12 protein-coding genes are annotated in these 22,961 nt (G+C 35.9%); 4 read left to right on the top strand and 8 right to left on the bottom strand.

Going from position 1 to position 22,961, the window contains the following annotated elements:
* Position 1: 1 nt before the first annotated feature.
* Positions 2-2,101 carry a putative ornithine decarboxylase gene (locus H0I41_RS09235; RefSeq protein ID WP_127795743.1) on the bottom strand — a complete coding sequence of 700 codons (2,100 nt, stop codon included), beginning with the start codon at positions 2,099-2,101 and terminating at the stop codon, positions 2-4.
* A gap of 243 nt (positions 2,102-2,344) precedes the next feature.
* Between H0I41_RS09235 and H0I41_RS09230 the strand changes: the two genes are divergently transcribed.
* Positions 2,345-3,826, top strand: a complete 1,482-nt coding sequence (locus H0I41_RS09230) for an APC family permease (RefSeq protein WP_135014375.1) — start codon at positions 2,345-2,347, stop codon at positions 3,824-3,826.
* A 558-nt stretch (positions 3,827-4,384) separates the two neighbouring features.
* Here the strand turns inward: H0I41_RS09230 and H0I41_RS09225 are convergent.
* Positions 4,385-5,281, bottom strand: coding sequence for a peptidylprolyl isomerase PrsA (locus H0I41_RS09225; protein WP_127795745.1), 897 nt, complete (start codon positions 5,279-5,281; stop codon positions 4,385-4,387).
* 286 nt (positions 5,282-5,567) lie between these two features.
* Between H0I41_RS09225 and H0I41_RS09220 the strand changes: the two genes are divergently transcribed.
* Complete coding sequence (locus tag H0I41_RS09220; RefSeq protein ID WP_228099732.1) at positions 5,568-12,389, top strand: S8 family serine peptidase; 6,822 nt, start codon at positions 5,568-5,570, stop codon at positions 12,387-12,389.
* Positions 12,390-12,493: 104 nt separating this feature from the next.
* Here the strand turns inward: H0I41_RS09220 and H0I41_RS09215 are convergent, their stop codons facing one another.
* From H0I41_RS09215 to H0I41_RS09190, 6 genes are all read right to left on the bottom strand, one after another.
* Positions 12,494-18,133 carry a mucin-binding protein gene (locus H0I41_RS09215; RefSeq protein ID WP_182094550.1) on the bottom strand — a complete coding sequence of 1,880 codons (5,640 nt, stop codon included), beginning with the start codon at positions 18,131-18,133 and terminating at the stop codon, positions 12,494-12,496.
* Positions 18,048-18,356 (bottom strand): YSIRK-type signal peptide-containing protein, encoded by a 309-nt coding sequence (locus H0I41_RS09210; protein WP_182094548.1) that lies wholly within the window; start codon positions 18,354-18,356, stop codon positions 18,048-18,050. Before H0I41_RS09210 ends, H0I41_RS09215 begins: the two co-directional genes overlap by 86 nt.
* 228 nt (positions 18,357-18,584) lie before the next feature.
* The gene (locus tag H0I41_RS09205; RefSeq protein ID WP_127795746.1) at positions 18,585-20,510 is read right to left on the bottom strand and encodes a copper-translocating P-type ATPase; all 1,926 of its coding nucleotides are present in this window, start codon (positions 20,508-20,510) and stop codon (positions 18,585-18,587) included.
* Positions 20,510-20,797 carry a cupredoxin domain-containing protein gene (locus H0I41_RS09200; RefSeq protein ID WP_004898239.1) on the bottom strand — a complete coding sequence of 96 codons (288 nt, stop codon included), beginning with the start codon at positions 20,795-20,797 and terminating at the stop codon, positions 20,510-20,512. Before H0I41_RS09200 ends, H0I41_RS09205 begins: the two co-directional genes overlap by 1 nt.
* Before the next feature lie 17 nt (positions 20,798-20,814).
* Positions 20,815-21,192 (bottom strand): cupredoxin domain-containing protein, encoded by a 378-nt coding sequence (locus tag H0I41_RS09195; protein ID WP_023600085.1) that lies wholly within the window; start codon positions 21,190-21,192, stop codon positions 20,815-20,817.
* A 12-nt stretch (positions 21,193-21,204) separates the two neighbouring features.
* The gene (locus tag H0I41_RS09190; protein ID WP_023600084.1) at positions 21,205-21,639 is read right to left on the bottom strand and encodes a CopY/TcrY family copper transport repressor; all 435 of its coding nucleotides are present in this window, start codon (positions 21,637-21,639) and stop codon (positions 21,205-21,207) included.
* A gap of 157 nt (positions 21,640-21,796) precedes the next feature.
* Between H0I41_RS09190 and H0I41_RS09185 the strand changes: the two genes are divergently transcribed.
* Positions 21,797-22,354, top strand: coding sequence for a beta-carotene 15,15'-monooxygenase (locus tag H0I41_RS09185; RefSeq protein WP_127795748.1), 558 nt, complete (start codon positions 21,797-21,799; stop codon positions 22,352-22,354).
* A 207-nt stretch (positions 22,355-22,561) separates the two neighbouring features.
* Positions 22,562-22,921, top strand: a complete 360-nt coding sequence (locus H0I41_RS09180; protein ID WP_259345878.1) for a hypothetical protein — start codon at positions 22,562-22,564, stop codon at positions 22,919-22,921.
* The last annotated feature ends 40 nt before the right edge of the window (positions 22,922-22,961 follow it).

Below are 22,961 nucleotides of genomic sequence, written 5' to 3'. Positions count from 1 at the left end.
CTTATTTCTCCTTTAATACTTCTGCTTGTACTCTTATTTTACCATCTGATTTTTGATCCCAGTAGACTCCCTGAATTTCAGGTACAAAGCCTGGAAAACGCTCGATAGCACCTACTAAAACTTCAAAATACTTTTGATCAATGTCACTCCATTTTTCGCCGGGTGCAACAATGAACACGCCTGGTGGGTAAGGTAAGGCACCTTCAGCAGCAATGCGACCTTTAACATCTTCTAAGTTAACTAGTTCACTTTTATTTTTCATAAAGAGATAGTCAGCATGCTCGGGAGTCATTTGATAATTTTGCATATCTGGTTTCGCAAATAATTCTTGCTGGAGGGTAAAGGTATTATTTCCCCGGTAATATTCATGCATTTCTTGGCAGAGCTGTTTTAAGGTATAACCTTTGTAGCGAGCACCATATACCTTAGTTAGCTTAGGGAGCACTTTTTCTAGAGGTGCATCCTCGTTATAGTACTGCTCAAATTCTAAGAATGCATTTAGTAAGATAGCTAATTCAGCTTTCGTATCTCCCGGCGTTAATAAGAAAAGAAGAGAATATAGGTCATCTTTTGCGCGAATAATCCGCTTCTCCATTAGAAATTCTGCGACAACTGGTCCAGGAATTCCTGTTTCTTCATATTTTGCATTTTTAACATCAATTCCAGGCGTTACAACAGTAATTTTTAGTGGATCAATCATGGCCTGACCAGACGCAATTTTGCTAAATCCATGCCAAAGATTAGTAGAATCTAAATTACAGTACTTTTCATTTGTAGCTAATTCATCAGTACTAATATTTTCAAAATTATCAATTACTAGTGGCTTAAATAATTTTGATTTTCTAATTAATTCTTTCCGCCATTCAATTCCTAAGCGTAAGATTTGATCCCACCATTTTTTATTACCTTCACCACTAGTTAAATATGAGTTAACAGTGAGTGAGGCATAGAGGGGATAAGAGTAACTTGAGGTAACAAATTTAAGATAAGCATGGTTAAAGTGCTTATGATCAACGTAACGTTTCTGGCCTTTAATATGAGCATCCTTTTTCAAAATTTGTGAGGCTTGGCCCATCCCAGCTTGTTGTTTATGAAGTGATTGAGTTACTAAAATACCCGGATCTTCTGGCCCAAAGTCTAAGTTGAGAGGAGACAGGTGATTCATAATTGGAACAAACTGTTCGAATCCACCCCAAGCACAATCAAAAAGAATGTAATCGCATAGTTTACCGATTTTATCAATCATCCACCTTGCGTCATAAAAGAGTCCATCATATGTCTCTGATTGAATGATAGCCAGTCTAAATGGACGTTTAGCTTTAGCTTTTTCAGGGTCAACTTTAGCAATTTCAGTGCGAATTTTTTCTTCACTTAGGAAGTTAGGATCCATTTCTCCAATTAATCCAAGAGCATTGCGATCAGTTGGAATATATACTGGTTTGGCACCAGTCATTACTAAGGCGCTGTTATAGAGGGATTTGTGATTATTGCGGTCAAAAAGAACTAAGTCATCTTTAGTTAATAGTGCATTTGCACAAATTGAATTTGCACTCGTTGTTCCATTAGTACAGAAATAAACTTTGTCGGCGTGGTAAGTTTCGGCGGCTTTTTGCTCAGCAGTTAAAGGCGTTCCTTCGTGGGTCATGGTATCGCCTAATTCTGGTACTGTATCACTGGTATCAGCAAACATGAGGTTTTTACCAAAGAAGCGATTAAATACTACTCCAGCCGGATGTTTTTCGTAATATAAGCCATTATGATGACCTGGTGTAGTAAAACTAACTGGACGATCTTCTGCAAAATTGACCAAATCAGTTAAAAAGCCAGGAACCATTTCTGCTGTGTATTGATTTGCGGCATCAATTATTTGATTTTTTTCATTATTAGAAATTGTTTCATGTGAAACTTTAATAATAGGAATTCCAAGCCCTGATTTTTTTTGTAAATCTTGAGCAGTTTTAAGACTACTTTTATCAGTCTCTGCTACAACAATAGCGGCAAGTTCACTAGCTTGAGTTTCATCGTTCAAATTAGTAGTTTGCCATGAATTAAAATCATTATTTTTAAGTTGATTGCTTAATGCAATTTTTAGAAAATTCATTTAATCACCTTGTTTTCCTACTATATTTTCTAAAATAGACTTGCAAAAATTTTAGAAATCTTTATAATTTTGTGCGGACGTTTTTGTACAAAATTTTATTTGCAAGACTACTACGGCATAAATTATAGCGATTTATAAAGGATTTCTACAAGTGAATTCAAATACTTTAATGATAGTTTTGAAACCTCCAAACTTAGAAGATAGGATTTAGATAAATATTTTAATTTTGGGGGAATTTAAAAATTGGATAAACTAGATGTCTTTAATGATTTAGAACCGAATAAAAAACATTATATGAGTTGGCCAGTTATTGCGCTGATTGACTTTGTAACGATTATTAGTTTTGAAAATATCTTCTATCCATTTCAAAACCAAGGTCTTTCAGTTGTAATTTCTTGGATTTTTCTGCTATTTACTTATGTTATTCCTTACGCATTAATCAGTAGTCAAATGAGTTTGACTTTTGATAATCAAGATGGAGGACTTGCTTCCTGGGTAAGAAGAAGTACAAATGATACTTTAGGATATTGGACTTCATGGATGTATTGGGTTCAGAGTGTGCCATATATCGTTGACGTGTCAAACTCAGTTATCGTTTCTTTCAGTTGGATAATCTTTGGTAACAACAGCTTAGACAAGAAGATGTCAACTTTCTGGTTCGGAATTTTGACTTTTGTAATCATTTTGGTCTTTATTTTATTAGAAAATAAATTACGTAACTCGTTAGAAATCCTTTCCTTAATTGGTGGGGGAGCAATGTTTATTATGTCCATGTTATTCGTGCTCTTAGCTGCATGGTCAGTAATGCATGGTCACCATATTGCAACTCAACCATTTAACTGGGGAGCATTTAAACCATCATTTAGTTTGAACTACTTCTCAACTACTGGTCTTTTAATCTTTGCAATGTCAGGTGCAGAATTAGCTGCACCATATGTTCAACAAATGAAGAATTCTAAGCGCGATTTTCCTAAAGCAATGTGGATGCTTGCAATTATGACAGGATTCTTGACTATTTTTGGAACCTTAGCTTTAGCAATGTTCTTCAACGCTCACAAGATTCCACACGACTTTAAGATGAACGGTCCTTACTATGCTTTCCAACTTTTAGGTGAAAGTTTAGGAATGGGTAAGGTATTGATGTATATTTTCGCCGTTGTACAAGCAATCTTTATGATGGCTCAACTTGCCGTATTATTAGATGCGTCAAGTCGTGTATTTGCCGGAGATGTTGGCGAAAAATTCATGCCAAAATGGTTGACCAAGAAGAACAAGAATGGCCGTCCAATTCACAGTTACACCTTTACTGTTGGACTTAGTTTGTTCTTGCTCTTATTAACTGGAACTTTACCTAATATCAATACCATTTATAACTGGCTATTAAACGTAAACGGAATTATCTCACCATACAAGACTTGTTGGGTATTCTTTGCCTTTGTTGCAATGAGAATGCACCAAGAAAAATACCACTCAAGCTATGTCTTCATTAAGAATAAGGCTGGTGCGTTAACAGTTGGTTCTTGGTGTTTACTATTTACCTTTGTCTGTGCTACTTTAGGATTTATTCCTCAAAACGTAGCTGTTGGTACTAAGGCATTTACTCACCAATTATGGATGAACATTATTACAGTTGTCGTATTATTTGGTTTAGGTTTCGTTTTACCATGGCTTCGTAAGATTGAACAAAAACGTGAAGAAGAAATGATGGTTGAGATTAAAGAATAAATTAGATATTTAAAATAAACTATTACTTCCGAGATTCAGAAATGGGTCTCGGTTTTTTGTACTTTAAAGCAGCAAAGTAGTAATTAAAATAACTATAGTCTAAGGCTGCCTATATAACAAAAATAACTTAAATAAAAATGCAGTAAGATGAAATTTCCTAAAATTAACGTACCGATGAGTTTGAAACTATACTCTATTAATAAGATTGAAGTAGAAAAAGTCTAATAGACAATTGGTAAAGGGAAGCCTTTAATTGGATCTATAGTTGACTCATTTCATAGGATATAGAGTTTGCCTTAATTAATGATTGAATTTAAAATACACAAAATCTTGCTTAATTTGAGAGCGAAATGTGAAAAGACTTTCTATAAGGGCTTACCAATAATTTCCGTTGATTACGGGAATAACTCATTTACTGGTTCTACTAAAATTGCATTTCAGCAATTTAGCGCCTAATCCTTTAAAAATCTTAATTCAAATTAAAAACTCTATTAAATCGAGGCTTATTAACACCAAAATTTAATAGAGTTTTTTCTATATATTATTAATTCTTAGTATTTAAAAATTTGCTTTATTGGAACCTTTATACATATCAAGAGCTGATTTTAAATCTTTGTCTTTAATTGATACGTGCTGTTCTTTTAATACTTGACTGATAACATTATTCATAATTCTAGAGTTGCTAGCCCATTTATTATAAATTGCTTCAGTTAATTCTTTTTGCTTATCAGCAAAATTACCCTTTTTAGGATGATTAATCATTTTAATGACTTCATAACCATTTGTAACTTTGATAGGTTCTTTGGTATATTCATCATTTTTTAATTTATAGGCGCCCTTTTTGAAAGTAGAGTCGTATCGTCTATTTTGCATATCAAAAGCAGGCAATTTTCCACCATTGGAACTGGTTAGACTATCGACAGAATACTTGCTAGCTAAACTAGCAAAGCTTTCACCATTATTAAGTTTCTCAATAACTATATTTGCTGTATCGCGGCTAGTAGTTGAAATATGCTGAACTGTGATCTTTGGTTGATAATCTTTCCATTCTTCTTTTAATTGGGAAGTCGTTGGCTTCATCTGTTTTTTTAAAGCGATTTTACTTAGATGATTTAATTCAATCATTTGTTTAAAAGATTTTTTTGTATAGGAGTTTTCTTTTAAAAAAGAATCAAATTGAGAACCATATCTTTTTTTGTAACTATTATAGTCGGCTTCTACCTGATCTTTGTTAAGCTTACTGCCGTACGCTTCTTTAAGAGCTCTGTAGATCAACATATTAGCTAGAATTGTTTTGCTAGTCGGAGAGCTCTTTAGTTCCTGATAAAATTGCTCCTGCGATATTTTTTTATCGCCATATTGTGCAACTTCTTTATTATTTGAAGAGCAACCAGCTAAAAATAATAAAGAAAAGCTACTTGCTGCTAAAGCACCAACTTTAATTATTCTTTTCATATAAACCTCCAATGGAAAAACTTTCATTATACTAATATTTATTTAATAATTTAAACAGTTATTTATTTGTAAATCAATGTTAATTTTTTGCTACATTATTAGTACGATTTGGAAGAAAGTAGTAAATGCTGTACATTTGATAGTTATTTTTTGTATAAAAAAGCATTGAACTTTAATATAAATTGGATATAATATTAAAATAAAAATATATCAAATTAAATATATTCTTATTTTATTATAAGTTAGTTACAAGGGTCAGTTAATCAATTCTTTAAGGAGGATTTAAATGAAAAAGAAAAGAGAAAAATATACTTGGTTATTACTCAGTACAGCTCTTATAACTAGTGGTCAAATACTAGGTGGAGGAGAACAAATTGTAAAGGCAAGTGTAGAAAGCCAAACTAACAGCGTTAAAAAATCTAAGACAGCTGTAGAACATTCTACGACAGCTCTCTCGAGACAAGCTGTTGAGGCCCAACTTGCCGCTCAAGGTGTTAATTTTGAACGATTAACACCCGAGGAACAGCAAGAGGTCTATGTAGATGTGATTGTCCAACTCGAGGCTCTACCAGCTTCTGAAAATGGATCAATTGATTCACAAACAGCAAGTAGAGCCGAAATTGAGCAAGCATCGAATAAAGTAATTGCTGCTCAATCTGGAATTAAGGATGAAGTTCAAAAAATTACGAATCAAGCCATTGATAAAAGTTATGGGTATGTAGTTAATGGTTTTGCAACAAAAGCAAAAGTTGGAGATATTAAAAAATTAAGAGAGATTAAAGGTGTAAAATCAGTTACTTTAGCTAAGGTATATTTTGCAGCCGATACCTCAGCAAATAACATGGCTAATGTTTCGACGGTTTGGTCAAACTATCAATATAAGGGTGAAGGAACAGTTGTTTCAATTATTGATACGGGAATTGATCCAAACCATAAAGATTTACGATTAAGTGATGAATCTAAGGTTAAATTGACTGCTAAGGATATTGATGGATTTACTGAAAATAGTGGATATGGACGCTACTTTACCAGTAAAGTTCCATTTGGACATAATTATTCAGATAATAACGATATTATTACGGATGATGATCCAAAGGAACAACATGGGATGCACGTTGCGGGAATTGTTGCTGCTAATGGTACTGGGAAGAATTCAGCAAGCTCAGTAGTTGGAGTTGCGCCTGAAGCACAATTACTTGCGATGAAGGCTTTTTCTAATTCAGATAGTTCCTCCACAACCGATTCAACAAGCGTAATCGGAGCAGTTGATGACTCAGCTAAATTGGGAGCAGACGTCCTTAATATGTCATTAGGATCTGTATCTGGTGAACAAACTGAGGATGATCCAGAAATCGCGGCTGTAGAAAAAGCTGTTAAGCATGGAACAGCAGCCGTAATTTCAGCCGGAAACTCTGGAACTTCAACCTCTAATCAAGAGGGAGTTAATAAAGACTTTTATGGTAATCCTGATATGGAAACTATCGGAAGCCCTGGTACTAGTAGAAGTGCTACAACTGTTGCATCTGCTGAAAATACTAAGGTTACTACCGATGGGATGACTGTTTCTACTGCTGATGGCAAAAAGATATTTGGACCAAGTGTAACGCAACTTTCTCCAAATACATCTCACGATGCTTTCGATAGTAAAAAATTCTATATTGTAAAAGATGCATCTGGAAAACTAGGAATGGGAACTCCTAGTCAATATACAGCTGATGTAAAAGGAAAAATTGCAGTTGTTTCGCGAGGTGAAATTACATTCACTGATAAACAAAAATATGCCCAAGCAGCTGGCGCCGCAGGACTTATTATTGTAAATAATGCTGGAGGAAATACGCCATTAACGTCAGTTTTATACAATGAAGGTTTTCCTACAGCTGGTTTATCAACTGACGATGGTAATAAGCTTGTTGCTTATGTTGAAGCTCATCCAGATGAATTATTACGAGTAAACGTTGAAGTTCAACCATTAAACAATGTTATTCGTGAAGAAGATTTAATGTCTAGCTTTACGTCTTATGGACCAGTATCTGATCTATCATTTAAGCCTGATATTACAGCTCCCGGAGGAAATATTTGGTCTCTCCAAAATAATAATGGTTATATCAATATGTCAGGTACATCAATGGCTTCACCATTTATTGCTGGATCACAAGCTTTACTTGTACAAGCTATGAATGATAAGACAGGTAAGTTTTATGAAACATACCAAAAGATGTCTGGAAGTGAACGTGCAGCTTTAATAAAAAATATTCAGATGAATACTGCTAATATTGAAGTTGACGTTGATCATGGCTCAGTTATTGAATCACCTCGTAGACAGGGAGCCGGCTTAGTCAATGTAGAGGCTGCAATTAATGCTATTTTGCATAATCCTTCAACTGTTAGTGGAAGTAATGGTTATCCTGGTGTTGAATTGAAAGATTTCCAGGATCGCCAACATCAATTTACTATTAAATTTACAAATCGGACCAATAAAGACATTGAATATGGTTTAAATGAGAACGGTAAGTTTTCTGATGTATATACTTCAGAAACAGATCCAAAAACAGGTGTCTTATTCGAAAAGAAGATTGATGGTGCTTCACTTACACCAAGTGAAAAGATAGTTGTTCCAGCAAACTCTACTAAAGAAGTAACTATTAACTTATCATTACCTGATAACTTTAAAGAAAATCAATATGTAGAAGGATTTATGGCATTTACTGGGTCCGATAACTCACATTTAAAGATTCCATACATGGGATTCTTTGGTGATTGGGCTGCACCTGCTATTTTTGATGGTTTAAACGGATTAGCATTTAACCCAGGAAATAATAACCTCGGAACTATTGTGACTGCAGGAAATAAAAATGGAGCAGTTGGTTATGCCGGCTTAAACCAAGATGAAGATGGAAATTATAGAGTTGATCCAGATGCAATTGCTTTATCTACAGCAGATGGAGCATCTGTATCGTGGGTGAGACCACAATACTTCTTGTTTAGAAATGCTAATGATGTTAAGACTGAAATCTTAAATCAAGATGGTGAAGTAATTAATACGCTAGTTTCATTGGCACATGTTACTAAGTCATATTGGGCAGCAAGTAGTCAAAGATATGCTAAGTTTAATTATGCACCTGCTTGGGATGGTACATATTTCAATCAACAAACAAATAAGACCGAAAAAGTACCAGATGGAACTTATACTTATCGCGTGACTGGTACGGTTGATGGTACTAAGAAGCAGCAACATTATGATATTAAAGTTAAAGTTGATAGTGTGAAACCAGAAGTTAAAAACTTGAAATTAGGATCACATAAGGATCAAACTGGAAAAGTATCGTATGTTCTTAAAGCAGAAGCGAAAGATAACTTCAGTGGATTAAATGGACAAGCAAATACTTATGTAAATGGAGAACTTAATAGAAGTGTCGCATATGATATTGTTGGTTCATCTAGTGATGGTTATCAAAAGATTGAAGTTCCACTTAGCGATGAGCAAGTTAAAACTCTTAGGGCTGGAAAAAATGATTTAGCTATTGCTGTATTTGATAATGCTACTAACGCTGGTACTAATTCAGGGACATCAAATAAACCAGGTGAAATTAACTTTGGACTAATTATTGATAATAACTTGCCGCAAAAGATCACAACGGTAAGCGATGGTTATGATATGACTGATGATTCATATACTATTTCAGGTACATATCCCGAGAAAGTATATGGTACATATACAGATAAAGATGGAAAAGAACACGATCTTAACATAAGTTATGATGAAGCTAGTGAACGGTTTGTTACTAAGTTGCCATTATCAGTAAGTGACTATGACACCAATGTTAAATTCTATGCTGATGAAGAACATGAAACACTAATTACTCAAAAACGTATTAATGTTAGTCTTGTTCCACCAAAACTTGAAAGTCTTAAAGTAGATGATCAAGAAACATATACTGGAAATGAAGAAGCTAAACTAAGTCAAACTTCTGAAGACACAGTAGAAGTATCAGGAAAAGTTAGTGATGATACTGATAAAGTTGCTGTAAAAGTTGCAGGTAAGACTTATAGTGCTAAACCAACTAAGGAACACACCTTTAAAGTTAAAGTTCCAGTAAGCTACGGCGAAAATACAATGAATATTGTTCTTACTGACAAAGATGGGAATAGTTCATCTGTTAAGCAAATTGTTAAGTCAAGTGATCGTGGTAAGACTGTTGTTTCCGCAAAGGATGTTACCTTTGATAATGGAATTAAGTTTGGAACAACTAGCGTTAATACCGAGACCGAAAACTACGATCCTAAGACTGGTAAGTTAACTTTAACTGGAAAAGTAAATCGCCCAACTACTACTGTTAGAATTGGTGATCATACAGTTAAAGTTAAAGCAGATGGAACATTTAAACTAGTACTTGATCTTGGTAAGCATGGAGCTAAAGTTTTCCCAGTTTTAATTGGTGATACTACTGTTAATGATACTGTTCAAGAACGCTTAACATTCTACGTAGATTCAAATAATCCAGAATTAACCCTTAACCAAGAGAAGGATCAATCAGGTTATGTACCTGTTTATACAAATAAAGAAGAATTTAAGCTTCAAGGTACAATTAGTGATGATTATCCATATTATAGTTTGCTCATAAATGATAATAATGTTGATGCAAATTGGGATGATGTTGATTACAACGGTAATAAGAATCTGAAGAAGAGCTTTAGCCATTCTGTTAAACTTAAAGAAGGCAAAAATACTTTTAATGTTGTAGTAGTCGACAACAATGATAACCGCAGTGAAGTCCAAACTTTAGTTGTGTACTATAAGAAAGCTCAGAAATTGGCCTCACCGCAAATTACTGCTACAACAGCGTCAGATAAAAAATCAGTAACTGTAACTGGAAAGGCTAAAGATGGCAACGTTTTATACAGTACTGATAATGGAAATAAATACAATGTTCTTCCAGAAGATGGTGTAACTGTCAAAAATAATGGCAAGCTTCTATTTAAGACTGTAGATAAATACGGTAATGAATCCGAAGTAGTTGAGTATGATGTCAAAACTATTGGAAAAGAAGAGAGTACTGTAGATAAAAGCGTTGCACAAGCAAGAAAAGATTTAAGAAAGGAGCTTGATCAAGCACGTGCTTTAGGAAATACAGGTAAGTACACACATGAATCAGCTAAAAAATTAGCTCAAGCTCGCCAAGAAGCAAGTAAAGCGTTGAAAGATAAGAATGCTACTCTCCAAGAATTGAAGCAGGCAAGCGAACAACTAGAAGAAGCAATTAAGAATTTGGTTGAAAAGCCTGTAGATCAAAATAAAGATAAAGACAAAGTAGAAGATAAAGACTCACAAGTAAACGCACTTAAAGAAAAATTGGAAGAGACAGTTAAGGCTGGTGAAAAATTCGATAAGGATAAATATACTGATGATTCAGTAGAAAAAGTAACTAAAGCTCTTGATGAAGCTAAAGTAGTTTTAGCTAATAAAGATGCAAATTCAACTGATGTTCAAGATGCGATAGATTCTATCGTTAATGCAACGAAATCTCTTAAGGAAAAGCAAGTATCTCCAGAAAAAACAACTCAGCAAGAAGATACACCAAAGGAAAATAAAGATACCCAGGAAGTCCTTGCTGCAAAGAATGCTTTAAAAGAAAAGGCAGACAAACTTAGTCATTTGGATACCACGAAGTATACTTCTGAGAGTGCAGAAAACTTGAGTAATGCACTGAAGAAAGTAAATCAGGTTTTGACTAATAAAGATGCTAATAAAGCTCAAGTTCAAGAAGCACTTGATAGTTTATCTCAAGCTGAGAAAGATTTAGTTGAAAAAACAGAATCAAATAAAGATGTTGAAACAGCTAAAGAACAATTAAGAGAAGAACTTAATAAGCATAAAGATGAAGATAAATCTCAGTATACTGATGATTCTGCTAAAGTGAAGGATAATGCTGAAAAGACTGCAGAAGGAGTACTCGATTCAAAAGATGCACAAGCAGACGAGGTTAATAAAGCAAAAGATAGTCTTGTTGAAGCAGAAAAAGGCTTAGTTAAGAAAGAAGAAAATAAGCCTGCTGAATCTGATGCTCAAGAAGTTGATAAAGCTAGAGAGGCATTAGAACAAGAGGTTAATAAGAATGCCAATGTAAACTTAGACGGATATACGCCAGAATCGCAAGATAAATTCAAAGAAATATTGAATGGTGTCCGGGATGTTTTAAATGATAAAAATGCATCTGCAAGCAGCTTAGAAAAAGCAGAAAAAGTACTTGAAACTGCTACAGGTGTTTTAACACAGGTAGAACATCAAGTGGAATTGCCTAAGGTTGAACAACCAGTTGTAACTCCTGAGAAGAAGCAGACTGAACAAGAAGAAGCTAAAAAATCTGAATCTAGTTCTGTATCAACGTCTAAAGATGAAGTGAAAGAACCAGAAGAAAAGAAACAAGATGCTCACTCTGTATCTGATAAAGGAACTGGAACTTCAGTAGAGAAGAAGGGGCAAACGCCTGCAGATGCTCTATCACAAGTAGAACATCAGGCAGAATTATCTAAGAATGAACAAGAAGAAGCTAAAAAATCTGAATCTCATTCTGTATCGGCATCTAAAGATGAAGTGAAAGAAGCGGAAGAAAAGAAACAAGATGCTCACTCTGTATCTGATAAAGGAACTGGAACTTCAGTAGAAAAGAAGGGGCAAATGCCTGCAGATGCTCCATCCCAAGTGGAACATCAGGCAGAATTGTCTAAGAATGAACAAAGAGCTAAAAAATCTGAATCTCATTCTGCATCAACGTCTAAAGATGAAGTGAAAGAACCAGAAGAAAAGAAACAAGATGCTGAATCTGTATCTGATAAAGAGAGCAGCACATTAGTAGGGAAAAAGCATCAAGTTGCAAGAAGTGCTCAAGAATCTTCAAAGAAGAATGCTGATAATAAGGTGCCAACTCATAAAAATAGCAATAAAGCTCAAAATACTACAAATAGTTCAACTCGAAGTACTAAGAGTAGCAATAATAAAGAATTACCTAAGACTGGAGAAAGAGAAACATTCTTTGGATTACTAGTTACAGGAATAACTGCCTTATTTGCTAGTTTAGGAACAGTACTGAGAATAAAGAATAAAAAGTAGTTATTTAAGGAATATGTTTTTAATTAAAATCCATTTTCTATGAGCAAAGAAAAATGCGTTAAGATATTTAATCTTAGCGCATTTTTTATTCGCTTAAAGTTAAGCTATTCTTTCTTCTTCCGATCACCGATTAATCCAAGTAAGAAGATAATACCAGCTACTGCTAATCCGATTAGTTGAGCTTGGTTTTCTTTTCTTCCAGTTTGTGGAAGCTCTTCCTTCTTCTTGTTACTTTCAACGTTATTTGCAATTGGAGTTTCTGAAGGACGAGTTGGATTATTTCTAGGTGTTTCAGGAGTAGTAGGTGTAAATGGTGTGCTTGGTTTGACTGGAGTGTCAGGAACGTACTTAACAGGAACGTCTTCGCCAGGTTTGCCTGGGACAGGATTTACATTTTCACCTGGCTTACCTACTTCAGGATGATAACCAGGAACTACAGGGAGTTGACCAGGAGTAGTTTCTGTAGGGTTCTCTGGGTTAGTAGGGAATTGAGGTTGATCAGCACTAGGAATAGGCTTGCCGTTTGGTCCAACAGGGATGATGTGACCATTTGGAATATAAGTTACAGTAACAACAGCATTTGGATTATCTCTAGTTACTGTAGCACCACCAGCAGTAATTTGCGTAGTAGTGTAGCCCTTGATTACTGGAGTGTTGATCTTACCAAATGTGTGGCTACCAGTTAAGTTAGTAGCAGTTTGAACATTTGGAGATTCAATCTCCTTCCCAGTCTTACCGTCAACAAATTTAATAGTTTGACTACCAGTGTAGGTTTCTGGGGTATCAGGAACATACCTAACAGGAATGTCTTCGCCAGGTTTGCCAGGAACAGAATTTACCGGTTCACCAGGCTTACCAGATTCTGGGTGATAACCTGGAACATCTGGGACTTGACCCGGAGTAGTTTCACTAGGGTTATCAGGGTTAGTTGGAAATTGTGGCTGTGGAGCATCAGGAATAGGCTTGCCATCTGGGCCTACTGGAATGATATGACCATTTGGAGTGTAAGTAACAGTAATTACAGCATTAGGATTTTCCTTCGTTACTGTTGCTCCACCAGCAGTGGTTTCAGTAGTAGTGTAGCCCTTAATAACAGGAGTATTGATCTTGCCAAATGTGTGATCTCCAGTTAAGTTAGTTACGGTCTGAGTATCAGGAGTATGAAGTTCAGTTCCATTTCCATCAACAAACTTAATGGTTTGAGAACCAGTGTAAGTTTCAGGAGTTGGAGTGTCTGGAACATATTTCACAGGAACATTCTCACCAGGTTTACCCGGAACAGGATCTACAGGTTCGCCAGGTTTACCAGATTCAGGGTGGTAACCAGGAACATCAGGAACTTGCCCAGGAGTAGTTTCACTAGGGTTATCAGGATTGGTTGGAAATTGTGGCTGTGGAGCATCAGGAATAGGCTTACCATCTGGGCCTACTGGAATGATATGACCATTTGGAGTGTAGGTAACAGTAATTGTGGCGTTAGGGTTGTTCTTCGTTACTGTTGCTCCACCGGCAGTGGTTTCAGTAGTAGTGTAGCCCTTAATAACAGGAGTGTTGATCTTACCAAATGTGTGGTCGCCAGTTAAGTTAGTTGCGGTCTGGGTATCAGGAGTATGAAGTTCAGTTCCATTTCCGTCAACGAACTTAATGGTTTGAGAACCAGTGTAAGTTTCAGGAGTTGGGGTGTTTGGAACGTATTTAACAGGAACATTCTCACCAGGTTTACCCGGAACAGGGTTTACAGGTTCGCCAGGCTTTCCGCTTTCAGGGTGGTAACCAGGAACATCAGGAACTTGCCCAGGAGTAGTTTCACTAGGGTTATCAGGGTTAGTTGGGAATTGTGGCTGTGGTGCATCAGGAATTGGCTTACCATCAGGACCGACAGGAATGATATGACCGTTTGGTGTGTAGGTCACAGTAATTACAGCGTTAGGATTTTCCTTCGTTACTGTTGCTCCACCGGCGGTAGTTTCTGTAGTAGTGTAGCCTTTAATAACTGGAGTATTGATCTTGCCAAATGTGTGCTCACCAGTTAAGTTAGTAGCTTTTTGAACATTAGGACTTTCAATCTCTTTGCCAGTAGTTCCATCAACAAACTTAATGGTTTGAGAACCAGTGTAAGTTTCAGGAGTTGGGGTGTTTGGAACGTATTTAACAGGAACATTCTCACCAGGTTTACCCGGAACAGGGTTTACAGGTTCGCCAGGCTTTCCGCTTTCAGGGTGGTAACCAGGAACATCAGGAACTTGCCCAGGAGTAGTTTCACTAGGGTTATCAGGGTTAGTTGGGAATTGTGGCTGTGGTGCATCAGGAATTGGCTTACCATCAGGACCGACAGGGATAATGTGGCCATTTGGTGTGTAGGTAACAGTAATTGTGGCGTTAGGGTTGTTCTTAGTTACAGTAGCTCCACCAGCGGTAGTTTCTGTAGTAGTGTAGCCCTTAATAACAGGAGTATTGATCTTGCCAAATGTGTGATCTCCAGTTAAGTTAGTAGCTTTTTGAACATTAGGACTTTCAATCTCCTTGCCAGTAGTGCCATCAACGAACTTAATGGTTTGAGAACCATTATAAGTTTCAGGGGTTGGGGTGTTTGGAACGTATTTAACAGGAACATTCTCACCAGGTTTACCTGGAACAGGGTTTACAGGTTCGCCAGGCTTTCCGTTTTCAGGATGGTAACCAGGAACATCTGGGACTTGACTCGGAGTAGTTTCACTAGGGTTATTAGGGTTAGTTGGGAATTGTGGCTGTGGTGCATCTGGAATTGGCTTGCCATCCGGACCGACAGGAATAATGTGGCCATTTGGAGTGTAGGTCACAGTAATTGTGGCATTAGGATTGTTCTTAGTTACAGTAGCGCCACCAGCTGTTGTTTCAGTTGTAGTGTAACCCTTAATAACAGGCGTGTTGATCTTGCCAAATGTGTGGTCTCCAGTTAAGTTAGTGGCTGTTTGAACATTAGGACTTTCAATCTCTTTGCCAGTAGTTCCATCAACGAACTTAATGGTTTGAGAACCAGTGTAAGTTTCAGGAGTTGGAGTATCTGGAACATACTTCACAGGAACGTTCTCGCCTGGTTTGCCCGGAACAGGATTTACTGGTTCACCAGGCTTACCAGATTCTGGGTGATAGCCTGGAACGTCAGGAACTTGACCCGGAGTAGTTTCACTTGGATTATCAGGATTAGTAGGGAATTGTGGCTGTGGAGCATCAGGAATTGGCTTACCATCAGGACCGACAGGGATAATGTGGCCATTTGGAGTGTAAGTAACAGTAATTACAGCATTAGGATTTTCCTTAGTTACTGTTGCTCCACCGGCAGTGGTTTCAGTAGTAGTGTAGCCCTTAATAACAGGAGTATTGATCTTGCCAAATGTGTGATCTCCAGTTAAGTTAGTTACGGTCTGAGTATCAGGAGTATGAAGTTCAGTTCCATTTCCATCAACAAACTTAATGGTTTGAGAACCAGTGTAAGTTTCAGGAGTTGGAGTGTCTGGAACATATTTCACAGGAACATTCTCACCAGGTTTACCCGGAACAGGATCTACAGGATCACCGGGTTTACCATTTTCAGGGTGATATCCTGGTACTACTGGAACTTCACTTGGTGTTGTTCCTGTTGGGTTATCAGGGTTGGTTGGGAACTGAGGCTGTGGAGCATCAGGAATTGGTTGACCATTAGGGCCAACAGGAATTACATGACCATTTGGTGCATAAGTTACCACAATTGTCTTATTCAAGTCATCAGGAGTAATTGTAGCCCCACCATCAACAGACTTATCTGCATGATAGCCCGCTACTACTGGTGTATCAACGTTACCAAATGTATGACTAGAAACATTCCAACCAGTTTCACTAACAACTTTGCCAGTTACCTTATCAACTGTAGCGCTCTTAGTGAAAGTGAAATGTTGAATATTATCAGCTGGTGTCTTATTGCCAGCACCTTCATAATGAATTGTTTGAGTACCGGTTGCTTCTAAATTATTCTTAGCAGTTCCGTCTGGCCACTTTGGACCGTCTGGATTATTAGGATTAATAGGTTGGCCTGGAGTTCCTGGATTTTCTGGTGTTACAGGAACAAGCTCATGTTCAACATTAATAACAATATTTTGAGCACCTTTACTAATAGTGGTTGGAATTACTACATCTGGATTAAGAACTTTATAACCTTTGTTTTCAAGATCTGTAATTACAGTATTCTTATCATAAGTGAATCTAGTACCTACATCTTGCTCACCACTGCTCTTACCATATTGAGGTAAGTTTACATTATCTGTTACATCATGAACGGTAACAGTTATTGAACCTTGTTCGATTGGAACATAGATTACTTTTGTATCTGTACCAGGATCAGTTGGTGTTACTATTGAAACTTTCGGCGTATATCCTGGGATATTTGGAACTGGTTCATTTGGCTCTACTGCACTAGGATTAGTAGGACTATTAGTATATTGCGGAGTAGGTGCGTTTGGAATTGGATTACCATCAGGTGTTACAGGAATTATATGACCTAATGGATCATATTTAAGTTCAATATTACTTGTTTGTTCTACATATGGATTAGGAAAGACATAGGATCCATTGTCGATATTTAATTGTGTAGGGCCATCTTTAGACATTGTGGAAGGGTAGACAATACCCTTTAAATTATTTGGATCATATTTTTGTACATTATTGATATAAACATCAACTTGCATAACACCATTAGAATTTATTTGATGCCATACTTCTTTTATTAGTTGTCCACTTTGAGAAACCCATTCATTAGTGTAAGTTCCACCATTTTTATATTGAGAAATAACACCGTGATCTCTTTCTTTATTAACTAAGTAATAGCCTTTTATAATTTTTTCGGCTGCAGGATCAACTTGATATATTTGTCCTGTTAATCCATTTGACTCAATGGTTGGCGTATTTGGCATAGGTTGTCCAGTTTGAGCATCAACGTAAGTGATAGTTTGGGTAACATTGGTTGGTGTCGTGTCTCCCCAGGCATTTGAAACATTTGAGGATGAAAATGGATTAGGATCATTTGACTTAATCATTGAATCATATTTTCCATAACCAAATGTAAATGCTAATCCAAAATTATTGTTATTTTCATTTACACTAATTCCATTCTGTCCAAAATTATAGATTACTAAATTTGAAGATGGATATGGACCGACTCCAGTATAGTTTACGTATTGGTCTACATTAATTGCATCGTTAGCATATACTTTGGAATAATCATTATTAGTGATGTAATAGTTTAATATACTTCCTGGATTACTTCTATCAGTAGTTAAAGTAATTACCATATTTAAAGGAGTATATGCATCATTTGTTAATTGACCATTAGTTAGAGTAAACTGGTCAAATATGTATTGGCTTGTAGGTACTACTCCATGAGTATCAGGATAATTAGGTGCGTCACTAATAGTTGTATCTGTGTTAAGAGTATCAGCTTTTTCAGTATTTTCCTTATCATTAACACTAGGGTTATTTATTGTGGAAACACTATTTTCTTGATTATTTGAGCTTTCTTGAGTATTAGGTTGAGATTGGTTTATAGCATTGCTTTTTGTTAATAGAGTTTGATTATTTGAGCCGCTCTCTATGTCTGGAGTGGCTTGCTTAACAGCTGAGATTGTATTAGAGCTAACTGGTTTAAGTTCACTGGTTGTAGCTGGCTGTATTAGTATCGATTGTCTGATTAGCAGATTGTAAGTGATTATTTGAAGACGGATTAGAAGTGTCACTATTACTTTTGGCAACTACTTTTGAACTGTCTTTAGTAGATACTACAGTGCTATCTTTTTCAGCCAAAGTATCCGCATGAGCAACTTGTGTGGATTGGACACCAAAAATAAATGAGCCAATTAACACAGAGACTGCTCCTATAGAAAATTTTCTAATTGAAAATCTATCTTGTCGATCCTCCATTTTACGGAGACGTTCTTTAAAATTGTTTTTTGACAACATATTATTCTCCTTTTTAACATCCATTGATTTTGACTACCAGCTTCATTATAGGAGAAGGGTATCCAAACTTTAAATAAAACCACTCATAAAATGAAAAGGGTTGCAAAAAATGAGATGAATAACAAATTGGAGCAAAAATTAAGAAAATAAAAAATCAGCTCATATCGTTAAGATAGAACTGATTTTTTACTTGAGAAAAACTAGTTATCACTATAAAAATAAATTACATTAATTAGTTCCAGCAATTTTTGTTTTATTCAAAAGTAGGGAACTGCCAACAACTGAAACAGATGAAAATGCCATAGCTAAACCGGCTAGTTCAGGACTTAGCGTAAAACCTAAACCAACGAATAAGCCAGCTGCAATTGGGATACCAATTGTATTGTAGATAAGAGCCCAGAAGAGGTTTAATTTAATACGATTAAAGGTCTTCTTTGAAATATCAAGAGCGCGAACAACACCTCTTAAATCATTTTGAACTAAGACGATACCACCCGAGTCAATAGCAATATCTGTACCAGATCCCATAGCAATTCCTACATCAGCTGTTGAAAGAGCAGGAGCATCATTGATACCATCCCCAACAAAGGCTACCTTATCGCCATTTTGTTGAAGCTCTTGAATATGTTCAGCTTTTTCATTTGGTAAAACGCCGGCAATAACTTGGTCAATGCCAACTTCATTAGCAATGGCTTGAGCAACTTTTTCATTATCACCGGTAAGCATTACTGTCTTTAATCCACGTTTCTTAAGTTCACTGATAGCTTCTTTAGAGCTTGATTTAGGAATATCTTGAATAGCAATTAAGCCAATAATTTCACCATTTAAGCCGACATAAACAACTGTTTTAGCTTCTTCTTGTAATTTTGTAGCTTGCTGGTTCATTTCCTGGGAAATGTTGACGTCGGCTAGTAATCGATTGCTTCCAACAAAAGCTGTTTGATCATGGTAATTAGCTTTAACGCCTTTACCTTCAATTGCTTCAAAGTCGCTAACTTTTTCGATTTGTAATTTTTCAGAATCTGCTTTTTTAACTATCGCTGTAGCAAGCGGGTGTTCAGACGACTCTTCAAGACTTGCAGCAATTCTTAAAACTTGTTTTTTGTCACCGACAATATCAGTAACTTCAGGTTTACCAACAGTGATAGTACCTGTTTTATCAAAGACAACAGTATTTAAGTCACTAACGTCTTGAAGAACTTCACCGTTCTTGATCAAAACTCCCATTTTAGCGCTACGAGCAGTACCAACCATTAAAGCGGTTGGAGTAGCAAGTCCTAAAGCACATGGGCAGGCAATAACGATCACGCTAACTGCAAAAAGCATTGCTTCAACAGCGGTTGCTCCAAGGAATGAGTACCAAATGATAAAAGTTAAAATGGCAATAATCATAACAGCAGGGACAAAAATATTAGAAATTTTATCCGTTAAGTTTTGAATTGGAGCATGACTAGTCTGAGCTTTTTTAACTAAATCAACAATTTGAGCAAGCATGGTGTCAGAACCAACTTTAGTAGCCTTGAAAGTGATTGTACCGTTACTATTAATAGTTGACCCTACAACGGTGTCACCAACTTTTTTAACTACCGGCATACTTTCACCGGTAACCATTGATTCATCCAGTGTAGTAACACCTTCTAGAATCTCACCATCAACTGGAATTTTTTCACCTGGCTTAACGCGAATAATGTCGCCAGCTTGAACTTGATCAAGTGGAATTTTTACAAATTTACCATCTCTTTGAACTTCCGCATCTTTTGCTTGTAAACCCATTAATTTACCTAAGGCATTTGACGCGTTATCATGCATCTTTTCTTCCATAGCGTCACCTAGTAAGACGAAGACAGTAACAAATGCTGCACTTTCAAAGTAAACTGGACGGTTAGTAATCATAGCAAAGATACTATAGAAATACGCAACAGCTGTACCAGTAGCTACTAAGGTATTCATATTAGCACTATGCTTTTTGAAAGCGGCAATAGCACTTTTCCAGTAAGGAAGTGCAGAGATTGCCATAATGATTGTGGTTGTGATAAGAGCAATCCAATTATATCCTGGCATCATCCAATGAAATGGCATTGCAAACATTTGAATAAGCATTGGGATAGAGAGGATAAAAGATATCCAAAATCTTTTAATGTTTGATAACTTCATTATTTAACAACAACCTTCCCATGAAACATGTCCATTCCGCAACTCCAATTATAAGTAGCAGGCTTGTCTGTAGGGATATTGACAATAACTTCTTTTTTACCATCAAGTTTGTCATCTATATTCAAGTCTTTAAAAACTACTTCGTTCATACAGCCCATATTGTCAGATGGAATAAATTTTAATTGGGCAGGTTTACCTTGCTTAAAAGTAATGGTATCTGGTTTATAGCCATGATTTTCTGCATTGACAACAACTTTTTTGGTTTGATTTTTTGAAAAAATGCTCATTTTAATAGATCCTTTCTTTATTTAACGATGACTTTTCCGTGGAACATATCCATTCCGCAAGCAAAGTTATAAGTTCCGGCCTTGTCTGTCGGAATATTGACAGTAGTAATTTTTTGTTTGGTTAAGTCCTCATTAACTCCTAATTGTTCGAAAACAACATGGGATAAACACGCTGTTGTGTCCCGCATGTCAAAGTTAACTTGCGCCGGCACCCCTTTTTTAAGAATTACTGTTGAAGGTGAATAACCACCATTTACAACAATTGTTGCAGTTTGTTCATCATTAACAATTGTGCTCGTACCGGCAGCTTCCTTATGTTTGCCAAAGAACCACCAAATAATAAAGCCGATTAAAATTACTCCTACGATTAAGGCGACGATCTGACTAACGCTCATTCTTATTTCCTCCTAACAAATAGTAGAACCTGTTTTTAAGCAATTGCAGGGAACCATCTTAGGTGCCGTTTTTTCTTTTTGACTTATCTCTTTTTTCATCTTCATTAAATCACCTTTAGAAACGGGAGAGTCTTCTAAAAGTTTCAAAATTACCTCTCCCTTGTGCATGTCACACATTCTATTTAGTAAGGTTTTAGCTTCGTTGTACATCATTTCGGTTTGATTAACCGTAGCCGTGTAGATGTACCGGCGTCCATCTTGCTTAGCATTTAACCATCCTTTTTGAACGAGACGTCTAATTAAAGTTTTGATAGTAGAATCTGTCCAATCTTTTTTAGTCTGAAGCTCGTTTAAAATTTGTTTCGTATTTGTTTCACCTAATGTCCAGACAATGCGCATTACTTCCCATTCACTGTCTGAAATTGAAGATAAATTCTTTTCATTCATTTATATATTCCTTTCGTTTACGAATGTAATCATATAATTTTATGTTTACATTTGTCAACAATAAAGATTGATGCACTTAATAAAAATATAATTAAATTATTGTTAAAATACTCATTTCATAGTAAAATCTAGACAAATAAGTTAAGAAGGTGAGTAGATGGACGATAAAAGATGGATTGAACTAGCTAAAAGACGAAAGCAAGATAAGTATTTTGGCATTATCAGCTTATTGATTGCTTTGATGATGGTTTTCTTTACATTGAAAAATATTGGTTGGCTACTTACTTTCATTGTCGTAGCAGTTATTCTCTACTACTGGATTGATGTGGAACAGATGCTTGAAGACAGTAAGGCAATTAATAGGACGCAGAAGATTATTTTTATTATCCTTGGAATAGTTTATGAGCTGACTAGTATTGTTTTTGCTTTCATTAATTTAAATTATTTATTACTAGCTTTTGGCATTATAAGTGCAGGATATTTAGGCTTTAAGACGAACGCGGTATTTCGTAAAGATTTGAAGAATAAAAAACTGAAATTTGGGGAGAGTATAGTCGCAATTTGTCTTGGACTCGGAGCTGCAATCTTGCTTATATTACTTACTCCTAAAGACATTCTTTGGCTCTTCCTTTTGATTTTTACTTTAGCCTATAATCTGATTCACCTAATTGTCAGAATTAAGGTTGAACATGACGGAACTAACCGAGAACTATAGAAAAAAGAAAGGGATGAGTAGATGCGCCCAGACTTAATTATTAAAAATAGAAAGTTAAACCATATAATCGGCGTGATTGGGATCATTCTGAGTATAATCATAATCTTTTTAGCCTTAAAAAATTTAAGTTGGTTGTATCGATTAGTGGGCGTATGTGCAATTATTTATTACCTTATTGATATGGAACAAAAATTAGAAGAAGAGCATGTGATTACGAAAATAGTGCGAATTTTTATGGTTGTAATTGATGTTTTTTACATTGTATTTAGTATGATTTTGGCTTTTGTAAACGTTGATCTTTTACTAAGACTATTTGGAATTGCGGGCTCAGGCTATTTAGGATTTAAGACCTATCAGATGATTAGAGAAGGAATTCTGAATAAGAAATTGAAGTTAGCTGATAGTTTAGTAGCAACTTTTTTAGGTGTTTTTCCAGCTATTTTACTAATTATTTATGCATTTATTGCTTTTTGGATAATTTTATTAGCATTAACTTTGCTGTATAATTTAATCCATTTGATAGTTAGAATTAAAGTTGAACGTGGTCCAACGAATCGCCAATTCTAAAATAAAAAGGTAGAGTATTCGATTTTCAGGTCGAGTACTC

This window comes from Lactobacillus johnsonii, assembly GCF_014058685.1.
Taxonomy (GTDB): Bacteria; Bacillota; Bacilli; order Lactobacillales; family Lactobacillaceae; genus Lactobacillus.
Note: the sequence above shows the minus strand (reverse complement) of the source record. Positions and strands in the feature narration are given on the sequence as shown.

What these genes read in the sequence shown, in the direction of transcription:
- H0I41_RS09235 (WP_127795743.1), bottom strand. Translation starts at nt 2,101, where the DNA reads ATGAATTTTCTAAAAATTGCATTAAGCAATCAACTTAAAAATAATGAT.
- H0I41_RS09225 (WP_127795745.1), bottom strand. Translation starts at nt 5,281, where the DNA reads ATGAAAAGAATAATTAAAGTTGGTGCTTTAGCAGCAAGTAGCTTTTCT.
- H0I41_RS09220 (WP_228099732.1), top strand. Translation starts at nt 5,568, where the DNA reads ATGAAAAAGAAAAGAGAAAAATATACTTGGTTATTACTCAGTACAGCT.
- H0I41_RS09210 (WP_182094548.1), bottom strand. Translation starts at nt 18,356, where the DNA reads ATGTTGTCAAAAAACAATTTTAAAGAACGTCTCCGTAAAATGGAGGAT.
- H0I41_RS09205 (WP_127795746.1), bottom strand. Translation starts at nt 20,510, where the DNA reads ATGAAGTTATCAAACATTAAAAGATTTTGGATATCTTTTATCCTCTCT.
- H0I41_RS09200 (WP_004898239.1), bottom strand. Translation starts at nt 20,797, where the DNA reads ATGAGCATTTTTTCAAAAAATCAAACCAAAAAAGTTGTTGTCAATGCA.
- H0I41_RS09195 (WP_023600085.1), bottom strand. Translation starts at nt 21,192, where the DNA reads ATGAGCGTTAGTCAGATCGTCGCCTTAATCGTAGGAGTAATTTTAATC.
- H0I41_RS09190 (WP_023600084.1), bottom strand. Translation starts at nt 21,639, where the DNA reads ATGAATGAAAAGAATTTATCTTCAATTTCAGACAGTGAATGGGAAGTA.
- H0I41_RS09185 (WP_127795748.1), top strand. Translation starts at nt 21,797, where the DNA reads ATGGACGATAAAAGATGGATTGAACTAGCTAAAAGACGAAAGCAAGAT.